This window comes from Sphaerotilus sp. (assembly GCF_013299175.1).
Taxonomy (GTDB): Bacteria; Pseudomonadota; Gammaproteobacteria; order Burkholderiales; family Burkholderiaceae_C; genus Sphaerotilus.
Window position 1 is genome coordinate 21,762 of sequence record NZ_JAAFKF010000017.1, and the last position, 24,847, is coordinate 46,608.

General features: G+C 68.6%; 18 protein-coding genes. 11 read left to right on the plus strand and 7 right to left on the minus strand.

The window, feature by feature from the left end; translation table 11 throughout:
- The first annotated feature begins 146 nt into the window (after positions 1–146).
- A complete protein-coding gene (locus QZW52_RS04900; protein ID WP_293995903.1) occupies positions 147–1,670 on the plus strand; it encodes a fumarate hydratase in 1,524 nt (507 codons plus the stop codon).
- 68 nt (positions 1,671–1,738) lie between these two features.
- Complete coding sequence (locus tag QZW52_RS04905; protein WP_293995938.1) at positions 1,739–1,894, plus strand: cysteine-rich CWC family protein; 156 nt, start codon at positions 1,739–1,741, stop codon at positions 1,892–1,894.
- Here QZW52_RS04905 and QZW52_RS04910 read toward each other — a convergent pair.
- Positions 1,855–4,740 carry a putative bifunctional diguanylate cyclase/phosphodiesterase gene (locus QZW52_RS04910; protein WP_293995905.1) on the minus strand — a complete coding sequence of 962 codons (2,886 nt, stop codon included), beginning with the start codon at positions 4,738–4,740 and terminating at the stop codon, positions 1,855–1,857. The two genes, QZW52_RS04905 and QZW52_RS04910, sit on opposite strands and share 40 nt — an antisense overlap.
- Before the next feature lie 155 nt (positions 4,741–4,895).
- Here QZW52_RS04910 and QZW52_RS04915 point away from each other — a divergent pair, with 155 nt between their 5' ends.
- Positions 4,896–7,187, plus strand: coding sequence for a GGDEF/EAL domain-containing response regulator (locus tag QZW52_RS04915; RefSeq protein ID WP_293995907.1), 2,292 nt, complete (start codon positions 4,896–4,898; stop codon positions 7,185–7,187).
- Entirely contained in the window at positions 7,184–9,067 is a 1,884-nt protein-coding gene (locus QZW52_RS04920; protein WP_293995909.1) for a sensor histidine kinase, read from the plus strand. Before QZW52_RS04915 ends, QZW52_RS04920 begins: the two co-directional genes overlap by 4 nt.
- On the opposite strand, the gene QZW52_RS04925 is transcribed toward QZW52_RS04920, so the two are convergent.
- Positions 9,036–10,355 carry a mechanosensitive ion channel family protein gene (locus QZW52_RS04925; protein WP_293995911.1) on the minus strand — a complete coding sequence of 440 codons (1,320 nt, stop codon included), beginning with the start codon at positions 10,353–10,355 and terminating at the stop codon, positions 9,036–9,038. The genes QZW52_RS04920 and QZW52_RS04925 overlap by 32 nt on opposite strands.
- A gap of 88 nt (positions 10,356–10,443) precedes the next feature.
- On the opposite strand from QZW52_RS04925, the gene QZW52_RS04930 reads away from it, so the two are divergent.
- Positions 10,444–11,088: an RluA family pseudouridine synthase gene (locus QZW52_RS04930; RefSeq protein WP_293995913.1), complete on the plus strand. Its 645-nt coding sequence runs from the start codon at positions 10,444–10,446 to the stop codon at positions 11,086–11,088.
- A 209-nt stretch (positions 11,089–11,297) separates the two neighbouring features.
- Here QZW52_RS04930 and QZW52_RS04935 read toward each other — a convergent pair whose 3' ends face one another.
- Both QZW52_RS04935 and QZW52_RS04940 read right to left on the minus strand, forming a co-directional pair.
- Positions 11,298–11,804, minus strand: coding sequence for a serine O-acetyltransferase (locus QZW52_RS04935; protein ID WP_293995915.1), 507 nt, complete (start codon positions 11,802–11,804; stop codon positions 11,298–11,300).
- Between the two features lie 12 nt (positions 11,805–11,816).
- Entirely contained in the window at positions 11,817–13,022 is a 1,206-nt protein-coding gene (locus QZW52_RS04940; RefSeq protein ID WP_293995917.1) for a glycosyltransferase, read from the minus strand.
- A 208-nt stretch (positions 13,023–13,230) separates the two neighbouring features.
- Here QZW52_RS04940 and QZW52_RS04945 point away from each other — a divergent pair, with 208 nt between their 5' ends.
- The 5 genes from QZW52_RS04945 to QZW52_RS04965 all read left to right on the plus strand — a co-directional run bounded on the left by QZW52_RS04945 (position 13,231) and on the right by QZW52_RS04965 (position 19,344).
- Positions 13,231–14,604 (plus strand): O-antigen ligase family protein, encoded by a 1,374-nt coding sequence (locus tag QZW52_RS04945; protein ID WP_293995919.1) that lies wholly within the window; start codon positions 13,231–13,233, stop codon positions 14,602–14,604.
- A 150-nt stretch (positions 14,605–14,754) separates the two neighbouring features.
- Positions 14,755–15,948, plus strand: coding sequence for a hypothetical protein (locus QZW52_RS04950; protein WP_293995921.1), 1,194 nt, complete (start codon positions 14,755–14,757; stop codon positions 15,946–15,948).
- A gap of 4 nt (positions 15,949–15,952) precedes the next feature.
- Positions 15,953–17,164, plus strand: a complete 1,212-nt coding sequence (locus QZW52_RS04955; RefSeq protein WP_293995923.1) for a glycosyltransferase family 2 protein — start codon at positions 15,953–15,955, stop codon at positions 17,162–17,164.
- 72 nt (positions 17,165–17,236) lie between these two features.
- Positions 17,237–18,337, plus strand: coding sequence for a Gfo/Idh/MocA family protein (locus QZW52_RS04960; RefSeq protein ID WP_293995925.1), 1,101 nt, complete (start codon positions 17,237–17,239; stop codon positions 18,335–18,337).
- Positions 18,334–19,344: an NAD-dependent epimerase/dehydratase family protein gene (locus QZW52_RS04965; RefSeq protein WP_293995927.1), complete on the plus strand. Its 1,011-nt coding sequence runs from the start codon at positions 18,334–18,336 to the stop codon at positions 19,342–19,344. Before QZW52_RS04960 ends, QZW52_RS04965 begins: the two co-directional genes overlap by 4 nt.
- Positions 19,345–19,560: 216 nt before the next feature.
- Here QZW52_RS04965 and feoB read toward each other — a convergent pair whose 3' ends face one another.
- The 3 genes from feoB to QZW52_RS04980 are packed head-to-tail and all read right to left on the minus strand — an operon-like array spanning position 19,561 to position 22,827.
- Positions 19,561–21,393 carry a ferrous iron transporter B gene (gene feoB / locus QZW52_RS04970; protein ID WP_293995929.1) on the minus strand — a complete coding sequence of 611 codons (1,833 nt, stop codon included), beginning with the start codon at positions 21,391–21,393 and terminating at the stop codon, positions 19,561–19,563.
- Positions 21,390–21,659, minus strand: coding sequence for a FeoA family protein (locus tag QZW52_RS04975; protein ID WP_293995931.1), 270 nt, complete (start codon positions 21,657–21,659; stop codon positions 21,390–21,392). Before QZW52_RS04975 ends, feoB begins: the two co-directional genes overlap by 4 nt.
- A 55-nt stretch (positions 21,660–21,714) precedes the next feature.
- Positions 21,715–22,827, minus strand: a complete 1,113-nt coding sequence (locus QZW52_RS04980) for a glycosyltransferase (protein WP_293995933.1) — start codon at positions 22,825–22,827, stop codon at positions 21,715–21,717.
- A 74-nt stretch (positions 22,828–22,901) separates the two neighbouring features.
- On the opposite strand from QZW52_RS04980, the gene QZW52_RS04985 reads away from it, so the two are divergent.
- A complete protein-coding gene (locus QZW52_RS04985) occupies positions 22,902–24,602 on the plus strand; it encodes a right-handed parallel beta-helix repeat-containing protein (RefSeq protein WP_293995935.1) in 1,701 nt (566 codons plus the stop codon).
- Positions 24,603–24,847 lie beyond the last annotated feature (245 nt).

Genomic DNA, 24,847 nt, shown 5'->3' on the forward strand with positions numbered 1-24,847 from the left:
CGCAGGGAGCTTATCGTATCGACCACTTCCGGCTGAAACTGAAACGCCTTGAGTAAACTCGCCGCAAGTCGAAACGCGCAACATCGCGGTACCGTTCCTGTCCCAGCCGCCCACCGGGCGATTCGCCAAGAGACCCGAGATCCCCCATGACCACCATCCGCCAAGCCGATCTGGTTGAAAGCGTCGCTGCCGCGCTGCAGTTCATCAGCTACTACCACCCGGCCGACTACATCAGTCACCTCGCCCGCGCCTACGAACGCGAGGAATCGCCCGCCGCCAAGGACGCGATCGCCCAGATCCTGACCAACAGCCGCATGTGTGCCGAAGGCCGTCGCCCGATCTGCCAGGACACCGGCATCGTCAACGTGTTCCTGAAGATCGGCATGGACGTGACGTGGGAGGGCTTCACCGGCTCGATCGCCGACGCCGTGAACATGGGCGTGCGCCAGGGCTACCTGAACCCGGACAACGTGCTGCGCGCCTCGGTGCTCGACGACCCGATCTTTGCCCGCAAGAACACCCGCGACAACACGCCCGCCGTGGTCCACATGGAGGTGGTGCCCGGCGACAAGGTGGACGTGATCGTGGCGGCCAAGGGCGGCGGCAGCGAGAACAAGTCGAAGATGACCATGCTCAACCCGAACGACAGCATCGTCGATTGGGTGCTCAAGACGGTGCCGACGATGGGCGCGGGCTGGTGTCCGCCGGGGATGCTGGGCATCGGCGTCGGCGGCACGGCGGAGAAGGCCGTGATGATGGCCAAGGAAGTGTTGATGGAGGACATCGACATGCACGAACTCCTGGACCGCGGCCCGCAGAACAAGCTGGAAGAACTGCGCATCGAGCTGTACGAGAAGGTCAACGCCCTGGGCATCGGCGCGCAAGGGCTGGGCGGGCTGACGACGGTGCTGGACGTGAAGATCAAGACCTTCCCCACGCACGCCGCCTCCAAGCCGATCGCGATGATCCCGAACTGCGCCGCGACCCGCCACGGCCACTTCGTGCTCGATGGCTCCGGCCCGGCCTACATGACGCCGCCGAGCCTGGACCTGTGGCCGGACGTGCATTGGGCGCCGGACTACAACAAGAGCAAGCGCGTGGACCTGAACACGCTGACCAAGGCCGAAGTGGCGAGCTGGAAGCCGGGCGACACGCTGCTGCTCAACGGCAAGATGCTCACGGGTCGGGATGCCGCCCACAAGCGCATCGCCGACATGCTGGCCAAGGGCGAGACGCTGCCGGTGGACTTCACGAACCGCGTCATCTACTACGTCGGCCCGGTCGATCCGGTGCGCGACGAGGTGGTGGGACCGGCCGGCCCGACGACGGCGACCCGCATGGACGGCTACACCCGCATGATGCTGGAGCAGACCGGCCTGATCTCGATGGTGGGCAAGGCCGAGCGCGGGCCGGTCGCCATCCAGGCCATCAAGGACAACCAGTCGGCCTACCTGATGGCGGTCGGCGGCTCGGCCTACCTGGTGTCCAAGGCGATCAAGGCCGCCAAGGTGGTCGGCTTCGCCGATCTGGGCATGGAAGCCATCTACGAGTTCGACGTGGTGGACATGCCGGTGACGGTGGCCGTGGACGCGGGCGGCACCAGCGCCCACATCACCGGCCCGAAGCTCTGGCAGGCCCGCATCGGCAAGATCCCGGTCGTCGAGGCGTGACCTCCCCCATCCCGCGGCCAGCCACGGCCTGTCCGCTCTGCGGCGGGCCGAACGGCTGCGCGCCAGCGGTGTCCGGCTCGTTCGACAGCCCGTGCTGGTGTACGGCGGTGCGGATTCCGGCGGAAGTGCTGGCCCGTGTCCCGGCGGCGCAGCGCGGGCTGGCCTGCATCTGCCGTGGCTGTGCTCAGGCCGGTGCAGCGAGTGACGCCACAGGATGCTGCTGAGCCGAGAAGCGACACAGCGCCGCGAACTCCTTCGCCGGCACCGGTTTGCTGAACAGGAAACCCTGGAACTCGTCGCAGCCGAGCTGGCGCAAGGTATCGGCCTGGGCCTGGGTTTCGATGCCCTCGGCCACGGTGTGCTTGCCCAGCGCCTGCGCCAGCGTCAGGATCGCCCGCGTCACGGCCAGCGCCGACGGGTCGTCGCTCAGATCCTGCACGAACGCCCGGTCCACCTTCATCACGTCGATCGGCAGGTTGCGCAGTGTCGCCATCGAGGAGTAGCCGGTGCCGAAATCGTCCAGCGCGATCAGCACACCGCGCTCGCGCAGGCGACTGAGCTGCTCGCTGGCCGAGCGGGCGTCGCCCACCAGCAGGCTCTCCGTCACCTCCAGCTCCAGCATGTTCCAGGGCACGCCGTGCTGGACCAGCGCCGCCTCGACCTCTTCGAGCAGCCGGCCGGACTGCAACTGGCGCGGCGAGACATTGACCGACAGCCGCTGCAGCGGCATGCCCTCGCGCCGCCAGCGCGCCAACTGGGCACACGCCGCGCGAATGACCCACAGCCCGATCACCTCGATCAGCTCCGACTCCTCGGCCAGCGGGATGAACACACCCGGCTGCACCAGACCGCGGACGGGGTGGCGCCACCGGACCAGCGCCTCGGCGGACACGATGCTGCCGTCGGCCACGCAGACCCGCGGCTGGAAATGCAGCACCAGCTCCTTGCGTGCCACGGCCTGGCGCAGATCGGCCAGCAGCGCGCTGCGCTCCAGCAGCCGCGCGTCCAGGGGTTCCTCGAACATCGCATGGCGCCCACGGCCGGCATCCTTGGCGGTGTACATCGCCATGTCGGCGTGGCGCAGCAGGTCGATGCGGCTGTTGCCGTGGACCGGTGCCAGCGCGATGCCGATGCTCGCCCCGAGAAAGTGCTCCTTGCCGCTGAGCGTGAACGGCACGGCCATGCGCCGGCACACGGCGCTGGCCACCTCGATCGCCGCCGCGTCACTCGCGCCTGGCAGCACCAGCACGAACTCGTCACCCCCAGGCCGCGCCACCACTGCCCGCGTCGGGGCACAGGCTTCGAGGCGCTCGGCGGCCTGGCGCAACAGCTCGTCACCCAGGCTGTGCCCCAGGTTGTCGTTGACGGTCTTGAAATGGTCCAGGTCGATGAACAGCACCGCCAGCGTGGCCGTAGCAGGTGCGCCCGGACCCGCAGCGGGGTCCGCGGCGAGCAGCGCGTCCAGTTCCTGGTGCAGGCCATTGCGGTTGAGCAGGCCGGTGAGGTCGTCGTGGCGGGCCTGCCAGGTCAGCTCCAGCTCGCGCTGGTGAGAGGCCAGTGCCACCGAGAGCCGGTCGCGCAACTCGGCCGCTTCGCGCAGGCGCTGCAACGCGGGTTCCGTGGTCCAGCCCAGCAGCAGCAGTCCATGCGTGCGCCCTTGCCAGCGCAGCGGCAGGGCCTGCAGCGGCGCATCCTTGTCCTGTCGCATCGGCGCGCACCACGCCGAGGCCAGACTCGGCCCGCTCGGCTGCCACACCGTGTCCACCGTCACCCCCAGCAGCGCCTCGACCTCGGCGGGTGACAGCGCCCGCACGCTGCGCCGCACCTTGTGCGCAAACGCCTCGTCGTTCCACTGCAGGTGCAGCCGCGGTACCCGTGCCGACTCGATCCGTGCCAGCCCCATCACCGCCGCACCCAACCCCGGCAGGCCCTGCACCAGCACACGCCGGAACACTTCGTCCACCGCCCGGTGGCCCACGATGTCCCGGTCGATCGACGCCAGCAGCTCCAGCGACTGGAACTGCGCATCGACCGCACCCGCCATCTCGTTGAACGCTTGCGCCAGATCCCGGAATTCGTCCCGACCACCGACATCCACCCGCACGCCCGGCGCACGCTGTTCGAGCTGCCGGGCACCTTGCTGCAGGCGCTGCAGCGGGCCGAGCGTGCGGCGGATCAGCACGCTGCTGGCCAGCAACACCCCCGACAACGCGCACAAGGCTCCCCCCACCAGCGGCCCGGTCAACGCCGGCTCCAGCACCGTGGGAGCCACCCGCACCTGCACCAGATCGAATTGCCAGTCGCCGTCGCCATAGTCGGCGTCCAGCGGCAAGGTCCAGCCGGTGTGGACCCGATCGGCAATCGCCACGCCGAGCAGCCGGCCCCGACTACCCCGACCCGCGCTGTCCGTGGCGGGCGGCGGGCAGTACAGGCGCAGACCCTGCGCGTTCTGCACGCACCAGTAGTTGGCCTCCTCGGATCCCTCGGCGGCCGTGACCGGCTGCCAGAGCGCCTCGGTGGCGAGTTCGGCCAGCCAGCGGGTGCCGTCGGGCCGCGGGGGCTGGGCGAGAACGAGCTGGAGTTGTCCATTGCGCTCATGGGACAGCAACTGGCTGCGCGCGGTGCGGGCAGGAGCGGGCAGTGCCGTGACCACTTCGGCCAGCGGACCCGGCCAGCCGCTGGTGGACCAGCGCAGTTGGCCATCGCGGCCCACGAGCGCAGCCTCCTTGAACTGCATCCCGAGTCCCGGCAAGCGGTTGCGCACGCCGGCGTCACGCGGGTCGGCACCAGACTCCAGCCCCGGTGACTCGGTCGGCCAGGCGGCCATGAGCGTGCGGTCATTGCCGAGGTGGGCCGCCACCTGCTGCGCCACGGTTCGCACCAGCACCAGCCGCTCGCGGGCCGAGAAGCGGTCGGCCAGCGACTCCAGCACCTGCCCACCCAGCAACGCCAGCAGCCCCAGCGGCAGCACCACCGCCAGCAGGACGCTCAAGGCGATGCGCCGGGCCAGCCGGCTGTGCAGCACCCGGCTGGCCGTCAAGCCGCGCGTGGAGGAGAAATCGACCGACATGGAGGCCCAGAAAACCTGTTGTTTCCAATATCGGCGACCGGGCATCAGCCTTGAGTAATTGCCAAGTCCGGGAGCCTGAGACAGACTGCACATGGGGGGCACGCGGCCCTGCCCGCCTGCGCCGCGAGCGGCATGGGCCTTGCCCGGAGTCGTACTTGACCTTGACGTTTCCCGCTTCCCCTGCCAATTCGACCCCCGCATGGCCACGCCATCTGGCCAATGCCCCGGAGCTGAAGGTGCTGACCGTCGATGACGACGTGGTCTTTCGCCGGTCGATGGCCTTTGCCCTGGAGGGCTACCAGTTCCAGGGCCGCGACATCACGCTGCTGCAGGCCGGCAGTGCCGCCCAGGCACGCGCCCTGCTCGTCGCACACCCCGACATCGCCCTGCTGCTGCTCGACGTGGTCATGGAGAACGACGACGACGGGTTGATGCTGGTGCGCCATGTGCGCGAGGGGATGGGGCGGCGCGACATCCGCATCGTGCTGCTGACCGGCCAGCCGGGCATGGCGCCGATGCGCGACGTGATGCGCAACCTCGATGTCAACGAGTACTGGCACAAGACCGAACTCGGCAGCGACCGGCTGGAAGCGATCCTCAACGCCAACCTGCGCAGCCACCAGTTCATCCAGGAAGCCCTGCAGACCCGCCGGCAGCTCGAACAGTTGCTCGCCGCAGTCGATGGCGCCAGCCATGTGCCCGACCTCACGGGCTTGAGCCAGGCACTGCTGGTCGATGTCGCGCGGCTGCTCGGGCTGCCGGGCGAAGGTCTGGTGGTGATGTGGCCAGCGCACACGACCGCTGCGCTCGTCATCGGTGCCACCGGCCGCTTCGCCGAGCTGCAGGGCCGACCGCTCGACGCGCTGGGGGATCCGGCCCAGGTGCAGCGCATCGAGCAGGCCCTGACGCACCGCCCCGGCATGGCCGCCGCACCCGCGCACGCGCTCGATCTGCTCATGCCGCTGCACCCCTCGTCCGCGCTCTCGACCACGGCCAGCCCTGGCCGCCCGGACGATCTGGCGACGCTGTTCGCGCTGTGGATGCCACGCCGGCAGCCTCCCGCGCCGAACGAGACCGAGATGGTGCAACTGCTGGTGGCCAATGTCGGTGCCCAGATGCACCGGCTGGAGCTGATCGCCAAGCTCGACCGGCTGGCCTACCACGACCCGCTCACGGAGCTGCCCAACCGCAACGGACTGCTGCGCATGATGCACGCCGCGGGTGAGCGGCTGTCCACGATGGTGCTGCAGTTCGAGGACGTGGACCAGTTCTCCAACCTCAACCTGATGCTCGGCTTCGAGACCACCAACCGGCTGCTGCAGGCGCTGGCGCAGCGGCTGCGCGACGAGGCCGGCCCGGAGGTGCTCGTCGCCCGCATGGACAACGACACCTTCGCCCTGCTCGGCCCGCGCGACAAGCTCGACACCCCCCTGCACCGCCACCGCAGCGAGGGCATCACCGTGAGCGACGGGCATTTCTCGGCCGTGCTGCACCTGACGGGGGCGCGGGTCGATCTGGCGCTGTTCAGCGGCCCGCCGGAGGAGATCCTGGCCACCGCCCGCTACCTGCTCAACGATGCCAAGCGGCGCGGCTGGGGCCAGGAGGTGGCCTACCGCCCGGGCATGGAGGCCGCCGCCCGCGACAACTACCGGCTCGGCCAGGCGCTGCACGAGGCGCTGCGGGCGGGCGAGATCCGCATCGCGCTGCAGCCACAGGTCTGGCTCCGGGACGGCACGCTCAAGGGCTTCGAGGCGCTGGCCCGCTGGACCGACCGGCGCGGACAGGAGGTCTCGCCCGTCACCTTCATCGCGCTGGCCGAGGCATCCGGCCACATCACCGCGCTGTTCACGCAGGTGCTGCAGCAGTCCTGCCATGCCTGGCGGGTGCTGGAGGCCCTGGGGCTGGGGCACCTGCGCATCGCGGTCAACCTCTCGGCGCTGCAACTGGCCGCCCCGACGCTGGCACAGGACATCGCCGACCAGTGCGCCGACCAGGGTGTGCCACCGGAGGCGATCGAGCTGGAGGTGACGGAAAGCGCCGTGATGCTCGACCCGGATGGCGCCGCCGCGCAGCTCGCCCGCTTGCGCCAGCTCGGCTTCGAGGTGGCGCTGGACGATTTCGGCACCGGTTTCTCGTCGCTGGCGCGGCTGCGCAGCTTCGATCTGGACTGGCTCAAGATCGACCGGGCCTTCCTCGGCGAGATCGGCCAGCGCCCGGACCACGAGACGCTGCCCGACATGATCGTCACGCTGTCGCGCCAGCTTGGCCTGAAGTCGCTGGCCGAAGGGGTGGAGACCGATGCGCAGCGGCTGTGGCTGGTGCGCAGCGGTTGCATGGCGGCGCAGGGCCTGCTCTTCGGCGCGCCGATGCCGGTGGCCGCGTTGCCCGACTGGCTGCGCACCCACGGCCACCTGCCCGCCCAGCCGGTCACGGCCGGCCACGGTTGAACGCCTCGGTGACGGCCGCGCTGCCCCCTGCCCCGGCGCCCCCCGCGACCTGGAAACGCGAAGTGCGGGTGCTCGGCCTGCGGCTGCTGCCGTGGGTGGTGGTGGTGTGCGTGGCGGGATCGCTGAGCTATCTGCGCTTGCTGGACCTGCGGCTGACACCGCTGCGCAACGGCGCACGCCTGCTGATCGAGCAGGGCATGGCGCTGACCAGCAGCGAGCTGTCGAACCTGTCGCGGGACGCCCTGGTGCTCGGCCAGAACCCGGCGCTGACCGCAGCGATCAGCGCCGACAACCTGCCCGCCACCGGCACGGCGCTGCTGACCTTCGCCCGCGCCTCGCGCCCCTATGCCCGCATCGCCTGGGTGGACGAGACCGGCCGCGAGCGCAGCCGCATCGACAACAGCGACGGCATCGCCACCCTGGTCGAGTCACCGCGGCTGCGGCGCACCGAGACCGAGCCGTGGCTGCCTTCGCTGTCCAACCTGCTGCCCACCGAGGCCCGCTTCACGCCACTCGACCGCCGCGGCGGCACCCTCTGGCTGCGCGCAGCCTCACCGGTCTACGACGGGCGGGGGCGCCAGCGCGGCATGGTGGTGGTGACACTCGACCTGCGCCGGCTGCTGACGCAACTGCAGGCGCTCGACAGCAGCGGCATCAACCCGCTGCAGCCCATCGGCCCGGACGGTCGGCCGGTCGAGGCAGGTTCCTCCCTGCCCGGCCTGTCCTACACCGACCCCAGCCTGTGGCAGTCGATGCGGGAACAGGGCCGCGGTCGGCGCGAAAGCGCCGAGGGCATGTGGTACTTCCAGGATTTCCTGCCCACCGAACCCGGCCCCGGCCGGCTGGCGTCCGAACCCTGGTACTTCCTCGCCCATGTGCCGGCCGAGTCCGTGGGACAACTGCGCAGCGCCAGCGCCTGGCAGAGCGGCGGCGCGAGCGCGGTGGTGCTGGGGCTGGCGGTCTGGGCCACTGGCCGGCGCCGCCAGATCGAGCGCGAGCGCGAGCGGCTGCTGGCCGACCTGCAGACCAACCACCGCGCGCTCGCTGCCGCCAAGGCCGAAGCCGAGGCGTCGCTGCAGCGGCTGCAGCAGTTGCAGGCCGAGCTGGTGCAGGCGGAAAAGCTCGCCTCGCTGGGCCTGCTGGTGGCCGGCGTGGCCCACGAGCTGAACACGCCGCTCGGCAGCGCCACGGTCACGGCCTCGGCGATGACGCGCCGGCTGGACGACGCCCTGCGCAGCGCAGGCGCGGACGGGCTGGCACCGCAGCACCTCCGCGCCGTGCTCGACAACCAGCGTGCCGGGCTGGACATCATCGACCACAGCCTGGGCCGCGCTGGACAGGTGATCCGCCTGTTCAAGCAGCTCGCCGTGGACCGGGGCGCGGTCGAGCGGCGGGTGTTCGCGCTGGACGATGTGCTCAGCGACGTGCGGCGGCTGCTGGTGGCGCGCCAGATGGCGCCGGCCGTGGCGCTGCACATCGAGTCCGCGCCGGGCATCGTGCTCGACAGCTACCCCGGCCCGCTCGGGCAGGTGGTCGAGAACCTGGTGGGCAATGCGCAACTGCACGCCTTCGAATCGGACATCACCCCCGCGCCCCCGCGCCGACAGCCGGCCGAAATCCGCGTGTGCAGCCAGATCGATCCGCACAGCGGCCTGCTGCAGATCACCGTCCTCGACAACGGCCGCGGCATCGACGCGCAGGTATTGCCGCGCATCTTCGACCCCTTCTTCACCACCCGGCGCGGCCGGGGCGGCACGGGGATCGGCCTGCACCTGTGCCACCACTTCTGCACCCAGGTGCTGGGCGGGCGGGTGACGGTGGCGACCCACCTGGGTCAGGGCAGCCGGTTCACGGTCCAGATCCCGCTGCAGGCGCCTTGACCGGAGCGACCACGGGCACGGACGCGGACGCGGCAGGCAGCGCATGGTGCAGGACACCCTCGCGCCGCAGCAGCTCCAGCACGGCCAGATTCACCTCCGAGCGCACGTTGCCCTGGCCGTTCTCCGGGTCGGCGATCCAGAAGTACAGGGTCAGCTCCAGCGCCTCGGCGCCGAGGGCAGTCAGGTGGGCGGCCGGTCCCGGTGTGGAGAGCACACGGGGGACACGGGCCATCGCCGTGGTCAAGCGTTCGCGCAGCGTGGCCACATCGGTGCCGTGGTCCACACCCACCACGGTGCTGAGCAGCACGTTGCGGTCGGCCAGCGACAGGGTCTGCACCATGGTGGTGATCAGGGTCTCGTTGGGCACGATGGCCTCGCGACCGGAGGCGGCGCGGATCACGGTGTAGCGGGTGGTGATGTCGGTGATGACACCCTCGAACTCGGCCACCTTCACCAGGTCGCCGATGCGCAGCGCCCGCTCGGCCAGGATCACGAAGCCGCTGACGTAGTTCGCCGCCAGCTTCTGCAGGCCCAGCCCGATGCCGACACCCAGCGCCCCCCCCAGCACGGACAGCGCCGTCAGGTCGATCCCCACCGCCGACAGCGCCAGCAGCAGCCCGACCGACAGCAGCGCCGCCCGCAGCACATTGGCCGCCACCTTGCGCAGCGACAACTGCGCGCCCACCGCACCGGCCAGCAGCCGCGCCTCCAGCGCCGCCGAGATCCACAGCGCCACCACCAGCACGAAGCCCGCCGACAGCGTGCCCTCGATCACGTTGCGCAGGCTGATCGGGTGGGCGCCGACTTTCCACTGGATGTCGTCGAGTTCGTCCAGCACCGCCGGCAGCAGCCCCGTCACCCACAGCACCACGCCCAGCCACGCGAACCACGAGATCGTCCGCTCGACCACCCGCACCAGCCGGGACGCCGGAAACGCCAGCCGCAGCACCCGCACGCTCAGCCGGATCGCCACCAGCGACAGCAGCACCGGAATCGCCAGCCGGAACACCCCCAGCGCATGCCCCGCATCCAGCAGCACCCGCCGCGCCACATAGGCCAGCGCCAGCGCCAGCACCGGAAACAGCACCCCATCGACCACATGGGCGCCGAACCAGATCGAACGCGGGTCGGGCGCGTCCTGCACCCCGCGCCGCAGTCCCCACACGGTCAGCCAGCCCGCCAGCAGCACGCCTGCCAGCACCGCCAGTTCGACCAGGGAGGAGGTGCGCCCCAGCGCCGCCAGCAAGGATGGCAGGTCAGGCGGCGTGGCAACAGCAGGTGCGGGCATGGCAAGGACAGGGACAGCGGAACAGGGCACCGATTCTGCCGCCAAGCCAGAGGCGCTGGCGTGTCCGGGTGTACGCGACAATTCGGGCATGACCTTGCCCCACACCACCCTCGAACTGCTCTACGTGGACGCGGTGCTGGTCGTCGTGCGCAAGCCGTCGGGTCTGCTGTCCGTGCCGGGGCGGGGACCGGAGCGGGCGGACTGCGTGTCGGCGCGGGTGCAGCGCCAGATCCCGGATGCGCTGGTCGTGCACCGGCTGGACATGGCGACCTCGGGCCTGCTGCTGCTGGCGCGCGGGGCCGAGTCGCAGCGCCGGCTGAGCACCGCCTTCGCCGAGCGCCGCATCGCCAAACGCTACACCGCGGTCGTCGCCGGGCAGGTGGCCGGCGAACAGGGCGAGGTGTGCCTGCCACTGGTCTGCGACTGGCCGAACCGGCCACGCCAGATGGTGGACCACACCCTCGGCAAACCCGCCCTCACCCGCTGGCGTGTCCTCTCGCGCCAGCCGGACAGCGGCACCACGCGGCTCGCACTCGAACCCGTCACCGGACGCTCGCACCAGTTGCGTGTCCACCTGCAGTCGATGGGACACCCGATCGTCGGCGATACCCTCTATGCGCCGGACCCCTGGCAGCAAGCAGCACCACGGTTGCTGCTGCACGCCTGCCACCTCGCCTTCGCCCATCCGCTCAGCGGCGCAGCCCTCGCTTTCGACGATCCACCCGCGTTCTAAGCCAAGCCCAAAAAAATGCCCCCTGGCCTTCTGGACCAGGGGGCAAATGCTCTGATGCGCCGACCACGAAGGCCGTGAAACCATCGATCGACAGCGCCTAGACTATCGCGGCGTGGCGGATGGCGCACTAGGGAATGCGTTGACGAATTTCCGGGAACTTGCGTCCACGCGTGCATTCCTGACGCTATCGATGGCCCATCCGATGGCCATCACCGGGGCGGACGGTTGCGGGCCGGGATCCCCAGCGCGGTGTGTCCCGGTGGCACGTCGCGCAGCACCACCGCATTGGCGCCGACCCGTGCGCCGTCACCGATCTGCACCCCACCAATGATCTTGGCACCCGACCCGACGAAGATGTCGTCGCCCAGCCGGGGAAAGGCACCCCGGTTCTCGCCGATGACGACGCTGCTCTCCAGCCACACGTTGCGCCCGCCACGCACGCTGGAGTTGATCACCACGCCGATCGGGTGGATCAGCACGAAGCCGGGGCCGAACTGCGCCTTCACCCCGATGACACAGCCGTTGAGCCACTTGTTCAGCACATGCGGCAACAGCGCCAGCGGGGCCAGGCCGGTGCGCGCCAGCCACGCCTGCAGCCGGTAGAGCGCGTTGGCCAGCGTGCCATCGGCCAGCACCACCTTGAGCAGCGCGACCGGTGGACCCCCTTCGCCATAGAGCACCTGCTTGGCGCGCAGGTCGGACAGCAGCAGCTTCATGGACAGCCCACCTCAGCGGTCCTTGACCTGGGTGCGGAAATCGACCAGCGCCAGGATGTTGTGGCGCCACTGGCGTTCGCGGGCAATGTAGGCGCGCGCGGCCTGGCCGATCCGCTGCAGCGCGGGCAGGTCACGGCTGCGCTGCAGGACCATGCCGACGGCGCTTTCCAGGTCGCCCGCCTTGAACAGCCAGCCCGTCTCGTTTTCCTGGACCACCTCCTTGATCGGAATGAAGTCCGGCGCGATCGGGGCGATGCCGCAGGCCATGAACTCGAACAGCTTGACCGGCGAGGTGTAGTCCCCCGCGCTGGGCAGCACCGCCATGTCCATCGCCGCCAGCAGCCCCGGCACCTCGTCGTGCGAGACGCGGCCGGTCAGGATCACCTGGTGCCCCAGGCCGTGCTTGTCCACGAACGCCTGCACGGTCGGGAAGGTCGCGCCGTCGCCGACCAGCAGCAGCTTCAGGTGCGGGTTGTCCTGGAGGCGGTCGGCGATCTGGTAGACGAACTGGTCGATCGCGTGCCACGGCACGAACGCCCCCAGGTAGCCGCAGACCACCTCGCCGTCCTTCAAACCCCACTTGGCACGGGTCTCGGCGCGCTGTGCGGGCGTGAAGCTGAACTTGTCGATGTTGGCGGCGTTGTGCGAGACCAGCGACGGGGCAATGTGGCCATGCGCCTTGGTCACGCGGTCGCGGAAGGCGCCGGACACGAACACCAGCCCGTTGGCCCGCCGGAACACCCAGCGTTCGATCAGGGTGGCCAGCTTCAGGAAGAACAACGGACGCACACGGTAGACCGTGGCCGAGTCGTTGACCTCCAGGATGACCGGGATCTTGCGGGCGCGACCGATCATGACTGCCACGCACATGTAGAGCGAGTAGCGTTCGTAGATCAGGTCCACGTCCTTGTAGGCACTCAAGTATTCGCGGATGCGCCAGCCGGAGACCAGGTTGTAGCCCAGCTCGACCAGCTCGAACAGCGGTTCCGGCAAGCCTGTGACCCACTTCATCCAGGGGCGCGCCTGCTTGGTCGGACTCAGCGCCTTGGGGCTGGCGTAGGGATCGGCGCCCGGCAGCGAGATGATGTCCACCGTCACCCCTTCGGCGCGCAGCGCGTCGGTGATGCCACGGATGTGGACCCCTTCGACGGCCTTGCCCTGGGTGCGGTGGTGGTACAGCACGCGGCGCAAGGGAGGGAGGACAGCAGGCTTGTTCATGTCGGAGTGGGGGTTACGCAGTGACGCATTCACGCGGCCGTGATGGTACGCGGGCCACACCCCGGCGCGATCGGACGAACAGCGCCGTTGCGATGTTTGTGCAACAACGAGCGGTACCCTCTAATTCCAGATTAAGACGCTGGCACCGAGCGCCCCAGGCAGAAGCCGTTACGATCGAACCTTTGTGCAAGAACAACGGTCTTCGACAATGAGCTTCGCCGTCTTTCTGCTGTATGTATTCCTGAGCTTTTTCCGGCCCATCGAGCTGTTCGTGCCCGAAATCGCCGAGTTCCGACCCATGCTGGTGCTCTGGAGCATCGCCTTCGTCATGGCAGCCAGTCGGGCGGTGGTGCGCAAGCAGATCGCGGCGCGGGCCATCGATTTCAAGCTGCTGTTCGGCTTCATGCTGACGCTGGGCCTGTCGCTGCTGGTCAATGGCTGGGCGGGTGGCGCCTTCGCGGCGATGAACGAGTTCACCACCTCGTCGATGCTGTTCGTGCTGGTGGCGCTGAACGTGACCGATCTGGGTCGGCTCAAGAAGACCTGCGCGGCGGTGGTGCTGTCGATGCTGATCGCTGCCGGCTTCGGCATCCAGGCGTTCCACACCGGCCAGTACGCCACGCAGCTCGTGCTGCGCCAGACGGCGCCCAGCCACGAGGACGAAGACCCGAGCCGTGCGCCGCCATCCTCCGCGTCGGAGATCCCGGCCCAGGACACGACCGGCTGGTACCTCTGGCGCGTGCGTGGCCAGGGTTTCCTGAGCGACCCGAACGACTTCTCGCAGGTGCTGGTGATGTGCCTGCCGCTGCTGTGGGCTGTCTGGCGCACGGGCAAGTACCTGCAGAACCTGCTGTTCGTGCTCGCCCCCGGCGTGGTGATGGGCTATGCGATCTTCCTCAGCCAGTCGCGCGGGGCGATGCTGGGGGCGGCGTCGCTGCTGTTCTTCCTGGTGCGCGACTGGCTGGGCACGACCAAGACCACCGTGCTGATGGCGCTCGGCGGTGCGGGCTTCATCGCCGCCAGCGCCATCGGCGGCCGGGCCATCTCCTCGAAGGAGCAATCGGCAGCCGAGCGCATCGAAGCGTGGTCGGTGGGTCTGGAGCTGCTGAAGTGGAAGCCCGCCTTCGGCGTCGGCTACGGCAACTTCATCGACCACAACCCGCTGACCGCCCACAACTCCTTTGTGCTGTGTTTTGCGGAGTTGGGGCTGGTCGGTTATTTCCTGTGGATCGGCATGATCGTGCTGGCCTACAAAAGCCTGACGGCCGTGATCGACACCCTGCCCAGCCGCAACCCGAGCCGGCAATTGGTTGCCTTGCTGCGCAATTCGCTGGTGGGTTTTCTGGTTTGCGCATGGTTCCTCTCGCGCACTTACCAGCCCGTGCTGTATTTCTTGCTCGCATTGTGCATTTCTGCCTGGTATTGCGCCACGCAATCTCCCGGCATGACCGACCGGGATTCCCCGGCTTATCAACGCATACACGACATCAAGTGGGTGAAAAGCACTTTGTGGATGATGGCTTTCACGATTTTTGCAGTAAAGGCATTCGTGATTTCGCACAACGGTGGCGGCGGCGGCTGAGCTTCAGCAAATCAGGGTCTTCCCGGACCCGCAGGCGGTGCTAGAGTTCGGCCGATCCTGTTTTGCAAGCGTCCCAGCCACCGATCCTGCGTCCATGCGTTGGGCATCGGCGCAGATTTTCACCACACCAAAACACACCAAAAGGTTCCGATGAGTGTCGTGCTTGTCATTTTCGTGCTGTTGGCGGTCATCGCTGGCGTCGTCACAGTGTTCATTCGCCAGCGCAATATCGAGACCTGGCTGGCCAGCTACCTGAAGCAGGATTGGCGGGCGCCGGCACCTGTGCCGGCTGGTGTGACCAAGCATGTGATGTTCTGCTTCGTCGATCACTACGAGCCGATGTGGAAAAAACCGGACTACGCCACCGAGTGCAAGCGCGTGGCCCGCTGGCGCCAGGAATATCCCGCCCTGTGCGCCCCGTTCAAGGACGCCGATGGCCGCGGCCCGATCCACAGTTTCTTCTATCCTGAAGAGGAATACCGCCCCGAGCACCTCGACCCGCTGGTCGAAATCTGCCGCATGGGACTGGGCGAGATCGAGATCCACCTGCACCACGACAAGGACACCGAGGCCGGCCTGCGCGAAAAGCTGCGCCGCTTCACGCAGTTGCTGGTCGATCGCCATGACGCGCTGCCGGTCGATCCGGTCACGAAACAGCCGCGCTGGGCCTTCATCCACGGCAACTGGGCGCTGGACAACTCGCACCCGGATGGCTATGGCTGCGGAGTCAACAACGAGCTGATCGTGCTGCGCGAGGAAGGCTGCTATGTGGACTACACCTTCCCGGCCTCGCCCGATCCCTGCCAGACCTCGACGATCAACCAGATCTACTACGCCAAGGACGACCCCCACGCCTGCAAGTCGCACGACACCGGCGTGCGCGTGAAGGTCGGCGGCCAGCCCTCGGGCGACCTGATGCTGATCCAGGGTCCGCTGGGTTTCAAGTGGAACGACCGCAAGTTCGGCATCATCCCGCGCATCGAGAACTCGGACATCCGCACGAGCTGCCCGCCGACGCCCGACCGCGTGGATGCGTGGATCGAGACCGGCATCCACGTCGAAGGCAAGCCGGAGTGGTTGTTCGTCAAGATCCACACCCACGGCACCCAGGAGCGCGACATGGACACGCTGCTCGGCGAGCCGATGCGGCGCACCTACGAACACCTGCACGCCAAGTACAACGACGGCCGTGACTGGAAGCTGCACTACGTCAGCGCCCGCGAGATGTACAACATCGTCAAGGCGGCCGAACAGGGTCTGCCGGGCGAGCCGGGCGAGTACCGCGACCTGGTGATCCCGCGCCCCGGCTACCGCGACACGGCCGCCACCACGGCGCAGGGCTGAGCCGGTGCTGCACACGCTGCTGGCCTGCGTCGCCATCGGGGGTGTCGTGGCGGTCGTCTACTCGTATGCGCTGTATCCGGTGGTGCTGTTTGTCATCGGGTCGGTGGTGCAGGGCCTGCGCGACGTGGGTTTTGTCTTCCGCAAGCGCGACCGCCGCATCGACGCCGGCCATGCCGAGACCGAACCGCAGTGGCCCCCGGTGGCCATCGTCATCTCGGCCTACAACGAAGAGACGCACATCGTCTCGCGCATCGAGAACCTGCTGGCGCTCGACTACCCGGCCGACAAGCTGCACGCCTACATCGGCTCCGACGGCAGCCGCGACCGCACGGCCGAGCTGATGGTGCAGTTCAAGGACGAACCCCGCGTCGTCGCCCTGCCCTTCGAGGTCAACCGCGGCAAGGCCAGCGTGCTGAACGACCTGGTGTCGCGGACCAGCGAGCCGATCGTGGTGTTCTCGGACGCCAACACCTACTTCGAACGCAGCGCCCTGAAGCGGCTGGTGGCGCGCTTCCAGGATCCGAAGGTCGGCGGCGTCACGGGCGAGCTGCGCCTGATGGGCAACGACGGTGACAACCAGGACAGCCTGTACTGGCGCATCGAGCAGTTCCTGAAGTTCTTCGAGGCCCGCATCGGCGCGCTGCTCGGAGCCAATGGCGCGATCTACGCCATCCGCCGCACCCTGTGGCAGCCGCTGCGGCCGGACACGGTCTGCGACGACTTCTGCGTGGCGATGAACGTGTCGGCGGCGGGGCATCGGCTGGTGTACGAACCGAAAGCCTGGGCGGAAGAGGACACGCCCGAGCAGATCGGCGAAGAGGTCAAGCGCCGCATCCGCATCGGCATCGGCAATTTCCAGGCACTGGCCCGGCACCCCCAGTACCTGACCCGCACCTCGCTGGCCACCGCCTTCGCCTACGTCTCGCACAAGGTCTTGCGCTGGACGGCACCGCACCTGCTGCTGCTCGCGCTGGCGGCGTCGGTCACGCTGGCCGTCACCGAATCCTCGTCGGGCTGGGCCGTGTATGCGCTGGCACAGGCGGGAAGCTACATGCTGGCCTGGGCGGGCTGGCGGCTGACGACGCGGGGCGTGAAGCTGCCGACGCTGGTCAAGCTGGCGGCCTTCCTGTTTGCGCTGAACTGGGCGTTCCTGGTGGCGTCCTGGCGCTTTTCGACCGGGCGGGCCAGCGGAAGCTGGGGCCGCACCAGCCGTTGAAAGAGCCGCAGACTCCGGCGTCCTTGCCGTGAAGTCCTTGAAATCCTTGAAGCATCACCAGGAGTGCATACCGTGTTAAGGGTAGGAATCATCGGCTGCGGCAAGATTGCCGACGGCCACGTAGAACAGATCCGCGCCATCGGCCGCGGCGAGGTGGTGGCCGTGTGCGACCGCGAACCGCTGATGGCCGAGCAGCTCGCCGTGCGGCTGAAGATCCCCGGCCGCTACGACGACGCCGCGGAGATGTTCGCCAAGGAGCGGCTCGACGTGGTCCACATCGCCACGCCGCCGGACTCGCACCTCTTCCTCGCGAAGATGGCGTTCGCCGCCGGCTGCCATGTGTTCATGGAAAAGCCGTTTGCGCTGACCGCGGCGCAGACACGCGAGATCCTGGCGCTGGCTGCACAGGCCGGGCGCAAGGCGGGGGTGAACTACCTCTACAACTACGAGACGCCGGGGCTGGAACTCGAAGAGCTGGTCCGCAAAGGCACGCTCGGCGAGATCGTCCACCTCGACACCAACTATGGCTACAACCTCGCGGGCGACTACGGGCTGGCCGTGATGACCGATCCGGGTCATTGGGTGCATCGCCTGCCGGGCAAGCTGTTCCACAACGTGCTCGACCATGTGCTGGCCAAGGTCATCCCCTTCCTGGGCGACGAGATCGACACCCGCGTGCTCGCCTTCCGCCGCCGCGGCCCGACCGGCAGCGCCATCGTGGACGCGATGCCCGACGAGCTGCGCTTCATCCTGCGCAGCGGCGGCGTCACCGTGAGCGGCAACGTCAGCGCCCACGGCCGCCCGGTGCCGCACACGCTGAAAGTCGTCGGCACGAACGATTCGGTCGAGCTGGATTACACGGCGCGCACGCTGGTCCAGGCGTCGCGCTGGTCGGCGCCGAGTGCGCTGGGTCGGCAGTTCATGGCGTGGACACAGGCCAGGCAACTCGCCGCCAATGGCCGCCGCAACATCACCCGCTTCCGCAAGTACGAGTTCCACTACTTCCAGTGCATGCGCGTGCTGCTGGACCGCTTCTATGACGCCGTGGAAGGCAAGGGTCCGGACCCGATCCCGCCCGAGCAGATCCTGCGCGTGTGCCAAGTGATCGACCAGATCGTCGTGGGCGTGGACGCCTGCATGGCGGAGCAGAACGCCAAGGAGGTCGCAGCATGAAGATCCTCGTCACCGGCGCCGGCGGTTTCCTCGGCAAGCAGATCGCCCGCAGCCTGCTGATGCAGGGTCAGAACGACCTGCGGCTGCATTTCCGCAACAAGGCGCCCGCCGGCTTCATCGAGTCGCTGGTCCGGGAGTTCCCGCAGGCGCAGGTCGAGACCGCGGCGGCCAACTTGCTGTCCCGTGGTTCGTTCGACGCGATGCTGCAGGGTGTGGACTGCGTGATCCACGCGGCGGCCGGCATGAAAGGCGCCGCAGCCGACATGTTCGCCAACACCGTCATGGGCAGCCGCAACGTGTTCGAGGCGTGCGGCAAGACGGGCATCAAGCGCATCACGCTGATCAGCTCATTCGCCGTCTACAAGACCGACGAGATGCAACCTGGTGACACGCTGGGCGAGCAGACACCCATCGAGCCGGTCGGCGTGGACAAAGGCCCCTACGGCTACGCCAAGACGCGCCAGGAACACATGTTCATGGACTACGCGAAACAGTACGGCTTCGAGACGGTGGTGCTGCGTCCCGGCGTGATCTACGGGCCGGGCGGTGGTGCGCTGTCGCCGCGGGTCGGGCTGAAGGCGATGGGGCTGTTCGCGAGCCTGGGCAACGGGGCGCTGCTGCCGCTGACGTATGTCGAGAACTGCGCCGATGCGGTGGCGCGGGCGGCGGTGCATGCGCCGAATGGCAGCGCGTTTGCCGTCACCGACGACAACATCCCGACCTGCCGCCAGTACCTCGACGGCTACCTGAAGAACGTGCAGAAGATGCGCGTGGTGCCGCTGTCGTTCGGGGTGTTCCTGTGGGTGTCGAAGAAGCTGGTGGCGTACAACAAGGCGTCCAAGGGCCAGATGCCCGCGGTCTTCACGCCCTACGTCGTCAAGTCGATGTACACGCCGATCCGCTACAGCAACGACGGCTTGAAGCGCATCGGCTGGACCCAGCGCGTGCCGACCGCCGACGGACTCAGCCGGACCTACGCCTGGTTGAAGGCGCAGCCACCACGCTGAGTTTCTGTGCCGGGGGGCTGGTGCTGGTGCCACAGGCACTGCCAGTCCCCGGCGAGGCGCTGCATCCCCCGCAGCCGCTGCCACATCCCGCAGAGGCAGACACCCCCGCGCGGCGCCCAAGCTTCAGCTTGAGCACGCGCGTGGCGGTGTGCCACAAGGCCCAGCCACAGGCCGCGGCGATCACGGTGGCTTCGAAGGCGGCATAGAGCGTCGTCGTCATGTCAGTGCCTTGGCGATGTGGAAGGTGATGAAGGCCGCGCCGTAGGCCAGCGCGGTCAGGTAGGCCGCCGACAGCCACATCGTGCGCGCCGAGTTGGTCTCGCGGCGGATGACGGCCAGCGTCGAGATGCACTGTGGCGCGAACACGAACCACGCCAGCAGCGACAGTGCCGTCGGCAAGCCCCACTGTGCGCCGATCAGGCCGGAGAGCTGCTGGGTGGCGGCTGCACTGGTGTCGGACAGCGCATAGACCGTGGCCAGCGCGCCGACGACGACCTCGCGCGCCGCCATGCCCGGCACCAGCGCGATGCAGATCTGCCAGTTGAACCCGATCGGCGCGAACACGAACTCCAGCGCGTGGCCGATCATGCCGGCGAAGCTGTAGGAGATCGCGGCACCCGTGGCACCCTCGGGCGGTGCAGGAAAGCTGCCCAGGCCCCACAGCAGCACGGTCAGCGACAGGATGACCGTGCCGACGCGGCGGATGAAGATGCGCGCCCGCTCCAGCAGGCCGATCGCCAGATCGCGCGGGTTCGGCAGCCGGTAGGCCGGCAGCTCCAGCAGCAGCGGCTGCTCGGTATCACCCTGTCCTGCAAACCAGCGTTTGAGCACCATCGACACCCCCACCGCGCTGGCGATGCCCGCGACATAGAGCGTGAAGAGCACCAAACCCTGCAGATTGAAGACGCCGCCCACCACCCGATCGGGGATGAAGGCGCCGATCAGCAGTGCGTAGACCGGCAGCCGCGCCGAGCAGGTCATCAGCGGTGCGACGAGGATGGTGACGAGGCGGTCGCGCGGGTGCTGGATGCTGCGGGTGGCCATGATGCCGGGCACGGCGCAGGCGAAGCTCGACAACAGCGGGATGAACGAGCGCCCCGACAACCCTGCGCCGACCATCAGCCGGTCGAGCAGGAAGGCCGCGCGTGGCAGGTAACCGGATTCTTCGAGCGCCAGGATGAACAGGAACAGGATCAGGATCTGCGGCAGGAACACCAGCACGCCACCCGCCCCGGCGAGCACGCCATCCGTCAGCAGCCCGCGCAGCGGCCCTTCCGGCACCACGCCGTTGACCAGCGCGGTGAGCCAGGCCATGCCCGCCTTGATGCCCTCCATCAGCGGCCCGGCCCACGAGAACACCGCCTGGAACATCAGCAGCAGCAGCGCCGCCAGCACCAGCGGACCCCAGACCGGGTGCAGCAGCACGGCGTCCAGGCGTTCATCGCGCAGGCTCACCGTGTCGTTGAATGTCACGGTCTGCGCGAGCAGGCGCGCGGTCTCGGCGTGCAGATCGGCGGGGGTGGCCACCGTCGGCACGGGCGGCACTCCCCGGTCCAGCAGCTCGACCAGCGCCCGCGCGCCGTCGTGCTGCACGGCGATCGCTTCGACCACTGGCACACCCAGCGCCCGACCCAGCGCGGCGGCGTCGATCTGCATGCCCAGCCGGCGCGCCTCGTCCATCATGTTGAGCACCAGCACCATCGGCCGGCCCAGCGCCCGTACCTCCAGCGCAAAACGCAGGTGCAGCCGCAGGTTGGTGGCCGAAACGACCGTGATCAGCACGTCCGGCAGCGGCTCGCTCGCCAGCTCGCCCAGGCACACGGCGCGGGTCACGGCCTCGTCCGGGCTTTTCGGCTGCAGGCTGTAGGCGCCGGGCAGGTCGAGGAGGCGGAACCTGCGCCCGGACGGCCCGACGAAATGCCCCTCCTTGCGCTCGACGGTGACGCCGGTGTAGTTGGCGACCTTCTGGCGGCTGCCGGTCAGGCGGTTGAACAGGGCGGTCTTGCCGCAATTGGGGTTGCCGACCAGGGCAAGGTGGGCGGTGTTCATGCGGGCACCGAGAGGGCGTTGAGCAGGACACGCTCGGCCTCCGCCCGCCGCAGCGCGAACCGGGTGAACCCGAGCTGCACGGCGATCGGCTCGCCCCCCAGCGGCCCGTGCGCGATGACCCGCACCCGCTCGCCTGGCACGAAGCCCAGCTCCTCCAGCCGCTGGGCGATCGGGTCATGGGCCGAGCGTGGCACGACGGCTGCGATGCTGGCGCTGACCCGCAGGGGCAGGTCGCGCAGGGACAGGGAGGGCGTGGGAGCGTTCATGCCAACATTCTAGGCACTAAACGCGAATCGTTTTCAATACGGAATCCATGCCCCCTCAATGCCGGGCATAAAACTGCTGGAATGCCGTGAACAAGGTGCCGATGGAGCCGTGTTCGCGCACCCAGTCGCAGGCAGCCTGCCCCAACCGCTCGCGCAACGGCGCATCTGCCAGCAGCGTGTCGAGTGCCTGCAGCAGCGGCGGACCTTCGCCAGGCGGCACCAGCAGGCCGGTCTCGCCTTCCCGGACGATCTCCGGATTGCCGCCCACCGCCGTGGCAACGATGGCCAGACGGGTTGCACACGCCTCCAGCAGCGCGATCGACAGCCCTTCCGTCAGCGACGGCATCGCGAAGATGTCGAAACCCGGCGTCAGGTCGGACACGTCGCGGCGCTGGCCGGTCAGGATCACGCGGTCGCCCAGCCCGGCGGCCTCGGCCTGTGCGCGCAGCTCGGCTTCGAGCGGGCCGCTGCCGACCAGCGCCAGCCGCAGCGAGGGATGGCGCTGCAGCAAGGCGGGCATCAGCGCGATCAGCAGTGCGTGGTTCTTCAGCGCCACCTGCCGCCCGACCGCCCCGATCAGCAGCGCGTCCTGCGGCACCCCCAGCCGCTCGCGGGCGATCCAGCGGCGCTCGGGCGTCCAGCGGAAACGGTCCACCGGGATGCCGTTGAGCACCGTCGTGGCCTTGTCCGCCGCCACCATGCCACTGCCGACATAGCGGCCGTGGACCTGCGAGCCGACCATCGCGAAACCAGCGGTGCGGCCGATCGACCACTGGAAGAACCGGCGCAGCCGCGCCTCGCGGTCCAGCCGGAAGCCCATGTCGTGCAGGCTGCACACCAGCTTGGGCGCCTGCCAGCGGCCCCAGAGCGCAGCCGCAGCGTGGTAGTTGGGCACAAAGTTGTGGGCGTGAACCAGCGCGATGCGCCGCTCGGTGATGGCGCGGCGCAGCCGGCCGATCAGCGGCAAGTCCACCCCGTCGCGCTTGCCGCCGACGATGACCTCGATGCCGGCGGCCTCCAGCTCGGATTTCAGGCCCTGCGTGTGCAGCAGGCTGAACACGCAGACGGTGTCGCCGCGGCGTTTCTGTTCGATGGCGAGGTCCGTGACCACCCGTTCGAGGCCCCCGAATTCGAGCGAATCGACAATGTGCATCAGCCGCAGGGACATGGCGTAAGGGTGGGCAGTCGAGAATGGCGCGAATGCTAGCGCAGCCCCCTGCCGTCTGCCCAAGGAGTCCACCGATGCCACCCCGATTCCCGCTCCCTGCCCCACTCTCCGCCCTGCTCCTGGCCCTCGGGCTGGTGCTGTCGGCGCCACCCGGTCAGGCGCAGCGGGTCATCGTCCCGGCCACGAACAGCGGCGCCCAGACCGGCGGGCCGAGCGGCGAGTCCGGACAGTTCCTCGGCGATCTCGGTGCTCCACCCCAGGAGGCTGCGGCCACGCCCGGCCAACCTGGCCAATCCGGTGAAGCGGGCGCCCCGCTGGCGTCCACACCAGCCAAGGACGCCGCCTGGCCCCCTGCCCCGCGCGAGCCGGTCAGCGCCGACGGCTGCTCCAAGCCGCTCACAGGCTCGGGCACCACCTACCACGTCGGGCCGGGACATCCGCTCACCGAGCTGACCGATGTGCCGTGGCTGTCGCTGCGCGCCGGGGACGTGGTGAACATCTACCACCGCGCCGAGCCGTACCGCACCAAGATCGGCCTCCGCGCGCAAGGAACCGCCGACGCGCCGGTGGTGGTCCACGGTGTGACCGACGTGAAGTGCAACCGCCCCGTCATCAGCGGCCAGAACGCCGTCACCGCCCGCGACGCCGCGGCAGCCAGCTTCTTCAGCAAGCAGTACAGCGAGGCGCTGGGCCTGGTTTTCATCTACAAGTCGCGCGACCAGGCCTGGGGCAGCCGGCCGAAACACATCCGCATCGAGAACCTCAAGCTCACCGGCGCCCACAAGGACAACCACTACACCGCCCAGGACGGCAGCACCGGCACCTTCTCCGGTGGCGCGGCGGCCATCTACGCCATCGTCGTGGAAGACCTGGCGATCGAGAACTGCGAGATCACCCGCAACGGCAACGGCGTCTTCGTCAACAGCAAGTCCGAGGACGAGGCCAGCCGCAACGTCTTCATCCGCCACAACCGCATCTGGGACAACGGCAACGTGGGGAGCTGGTTCGAGCACAACCTCTACGTGCAGACCGCCCGCGCGCTCTACGAGGGCAACTACATCGGCCAGCTCATCCCCGGCGCCAAGGGCTCGTCGATGAAGGACCGCTCCAGCGCCACCGTCGTGCGCTTCAACCACATCGTCGCCGCGGCGCGGGCCATCGATCTGGTGGAGATCGAGGGCGGCGTGCGGCAGATCCTGAAAGACCCGCTCTACCCGGACGCCTGGGTCTACGGCAACCTGATCGTCAACGACTTCAAGAACCCCGGACTGCCCTCGGTCAAGCTGATCCACTGGGGCGGCGACAACGACGAACGCTACTTCCGCCAGGGCACCCTGCACTTCTACAACAACACCGTCCTGCACAGCAGCACCCAGGCGCAGGCCTGGTACATGGCCCTGTTCGACATGCCGACCGCGCAGCAGAAGGTCGATGCCCGCGCCAATGTCTTCGTCAACCAGGGCACGACACAGATGCGCGTGGGCCATGAAGCCGGCACCGTCACCTTCAGCGGCACCAACTGGATCAGCCGCGACTGGGCGGAAGCCGCGCCGACCTCGCAAGTCAAGGTGGTCGTCACCGGCAAGCTGCTGAGCCAGCCCGCCGCCGGTCTCGGCCCGGACGGCCGCCCGCGCGTGGGTGCGGCCGGCACCGACCTGGCCGAGACCGCCACGGATCTGCCTGCTGTCAGCCACCAGTTTGCAGAACCTGCGGGCCTGGTGCGCCGAGTCCAGGGCGGGCGGACACCGGACCTGGGCGCTTTCGAGCTGAAATAGGGGGTCGCTATCGGATGCACGGCCTGTGCTCCTACACGGCAGCTCCACAGACGATGCAAACACCCTTCGTCTGCAACGGGAGGTGTAGAGATGCGGGAATCCGGCCCACACGCCATCTGGATCGCCCGCTACGCCTTGTGACGGCTGTTTGCTGCCTGCGCCACATCCGTGGGGATCTGCGTGAAACAGCGCACGCTCGGGTGGAAAACATCCATTTTCTCACTGGCGTGAAACAGCCCCAATAA

Bases quoted from the DNA above. Each gene is read 5' to 3' on its own strand.
- QZW52_RS04930 (WP_293995913.1), top strand. From the start codon at position 10,444: ATGACCTTGCCCCACACCACCCTCGAACTGCTCTACGTGGACGCGGTG.
- QZW52_RS04950 (WP_293995921.1), top strand. From the start codon at position 14,755: ATGAGTGTCGTGCTTGTCATTTTCGTGCTGTTGGCGGTCATCGCTGGC.
- QZW52_RS04945 (WP_293995919.1), top strand. From the start codon at position 13,231: ATGAGCTTCGCCGTCTTTCTGCTGTATGTATTCCTGAGCTTTTTCCGG.
- feoB (WP_293995929.1), bottom strand. From the start codon at position 21,393: ATGAACACCGCCCACCTTGCCCTGGTCGGCAACCCCAATTGCGGCAAG.
- QZW52_RS04965 (WP_293995927.1), top strand. From the start codon at position 18,334: ATGAAGATCCTCGTCACCGGCGCCGGCGGTTTCCTCGGCAAGCAGATC.
- QZW52_RS04985 (WP_293995935.1), top strand. From the start codon at position 22,902: ATGCCACCCCGATTCCCGCTCCCTGCCCCACTCTCCGCCCTGCTCCTG.
- QZW52_RS04900 (WP_293995903.1), top strand. From the start codon at position 147: ATGACCACCATCCGCCAAGCCGATCTGGTTGAAAGCGTCGCTGCCGCG.
- QZW52_RS04925 (WP_293995911.1), bottom strand. From the start codon at position 10,355: ATGCCCGCACCTGCTGTTGCCACGCCGCCTGACCTGCCATCCTTGCTG.
- QZW52_RS04940 (WP_293995917.1), bottom strand. From the start codon at position 13,022: ATGAACAAGCCTGCTGTCCTCCCTCCCTTGCGCCGCGTGCTGTACCAC.
- QZW52_RS04910 (WP_293995905.1), bottom strand. From the start codon at position 4,740: ATGTCGGTCGATTTCTCCTCCACGCGCGGCTTGACGGCCAGCCGGGTG.
- QZW52_RS04980 (WP_293995933.1), bottom strand. From the start codon at position 22,827: ATGTCCCTGCGGCTGATGCACATTGTCGATTCGCTCGAATTCGGGGGC.
- QZW52_RS04935 (WP_293995915.1), bottom strand. From the start codon at position 11,804: ATGAAGCTGCTGCTGTCCGACCTGCGCGCCAAGCAGGTGCTCTATGGC.
- QZW52_RS04975 (WP_293995931.1), bottom strand. From the start codon at position 21,659: ATGAACGCTCCCACGCCCTCCCTGTCCCTGCGCGACCTGCCCCTGCGG.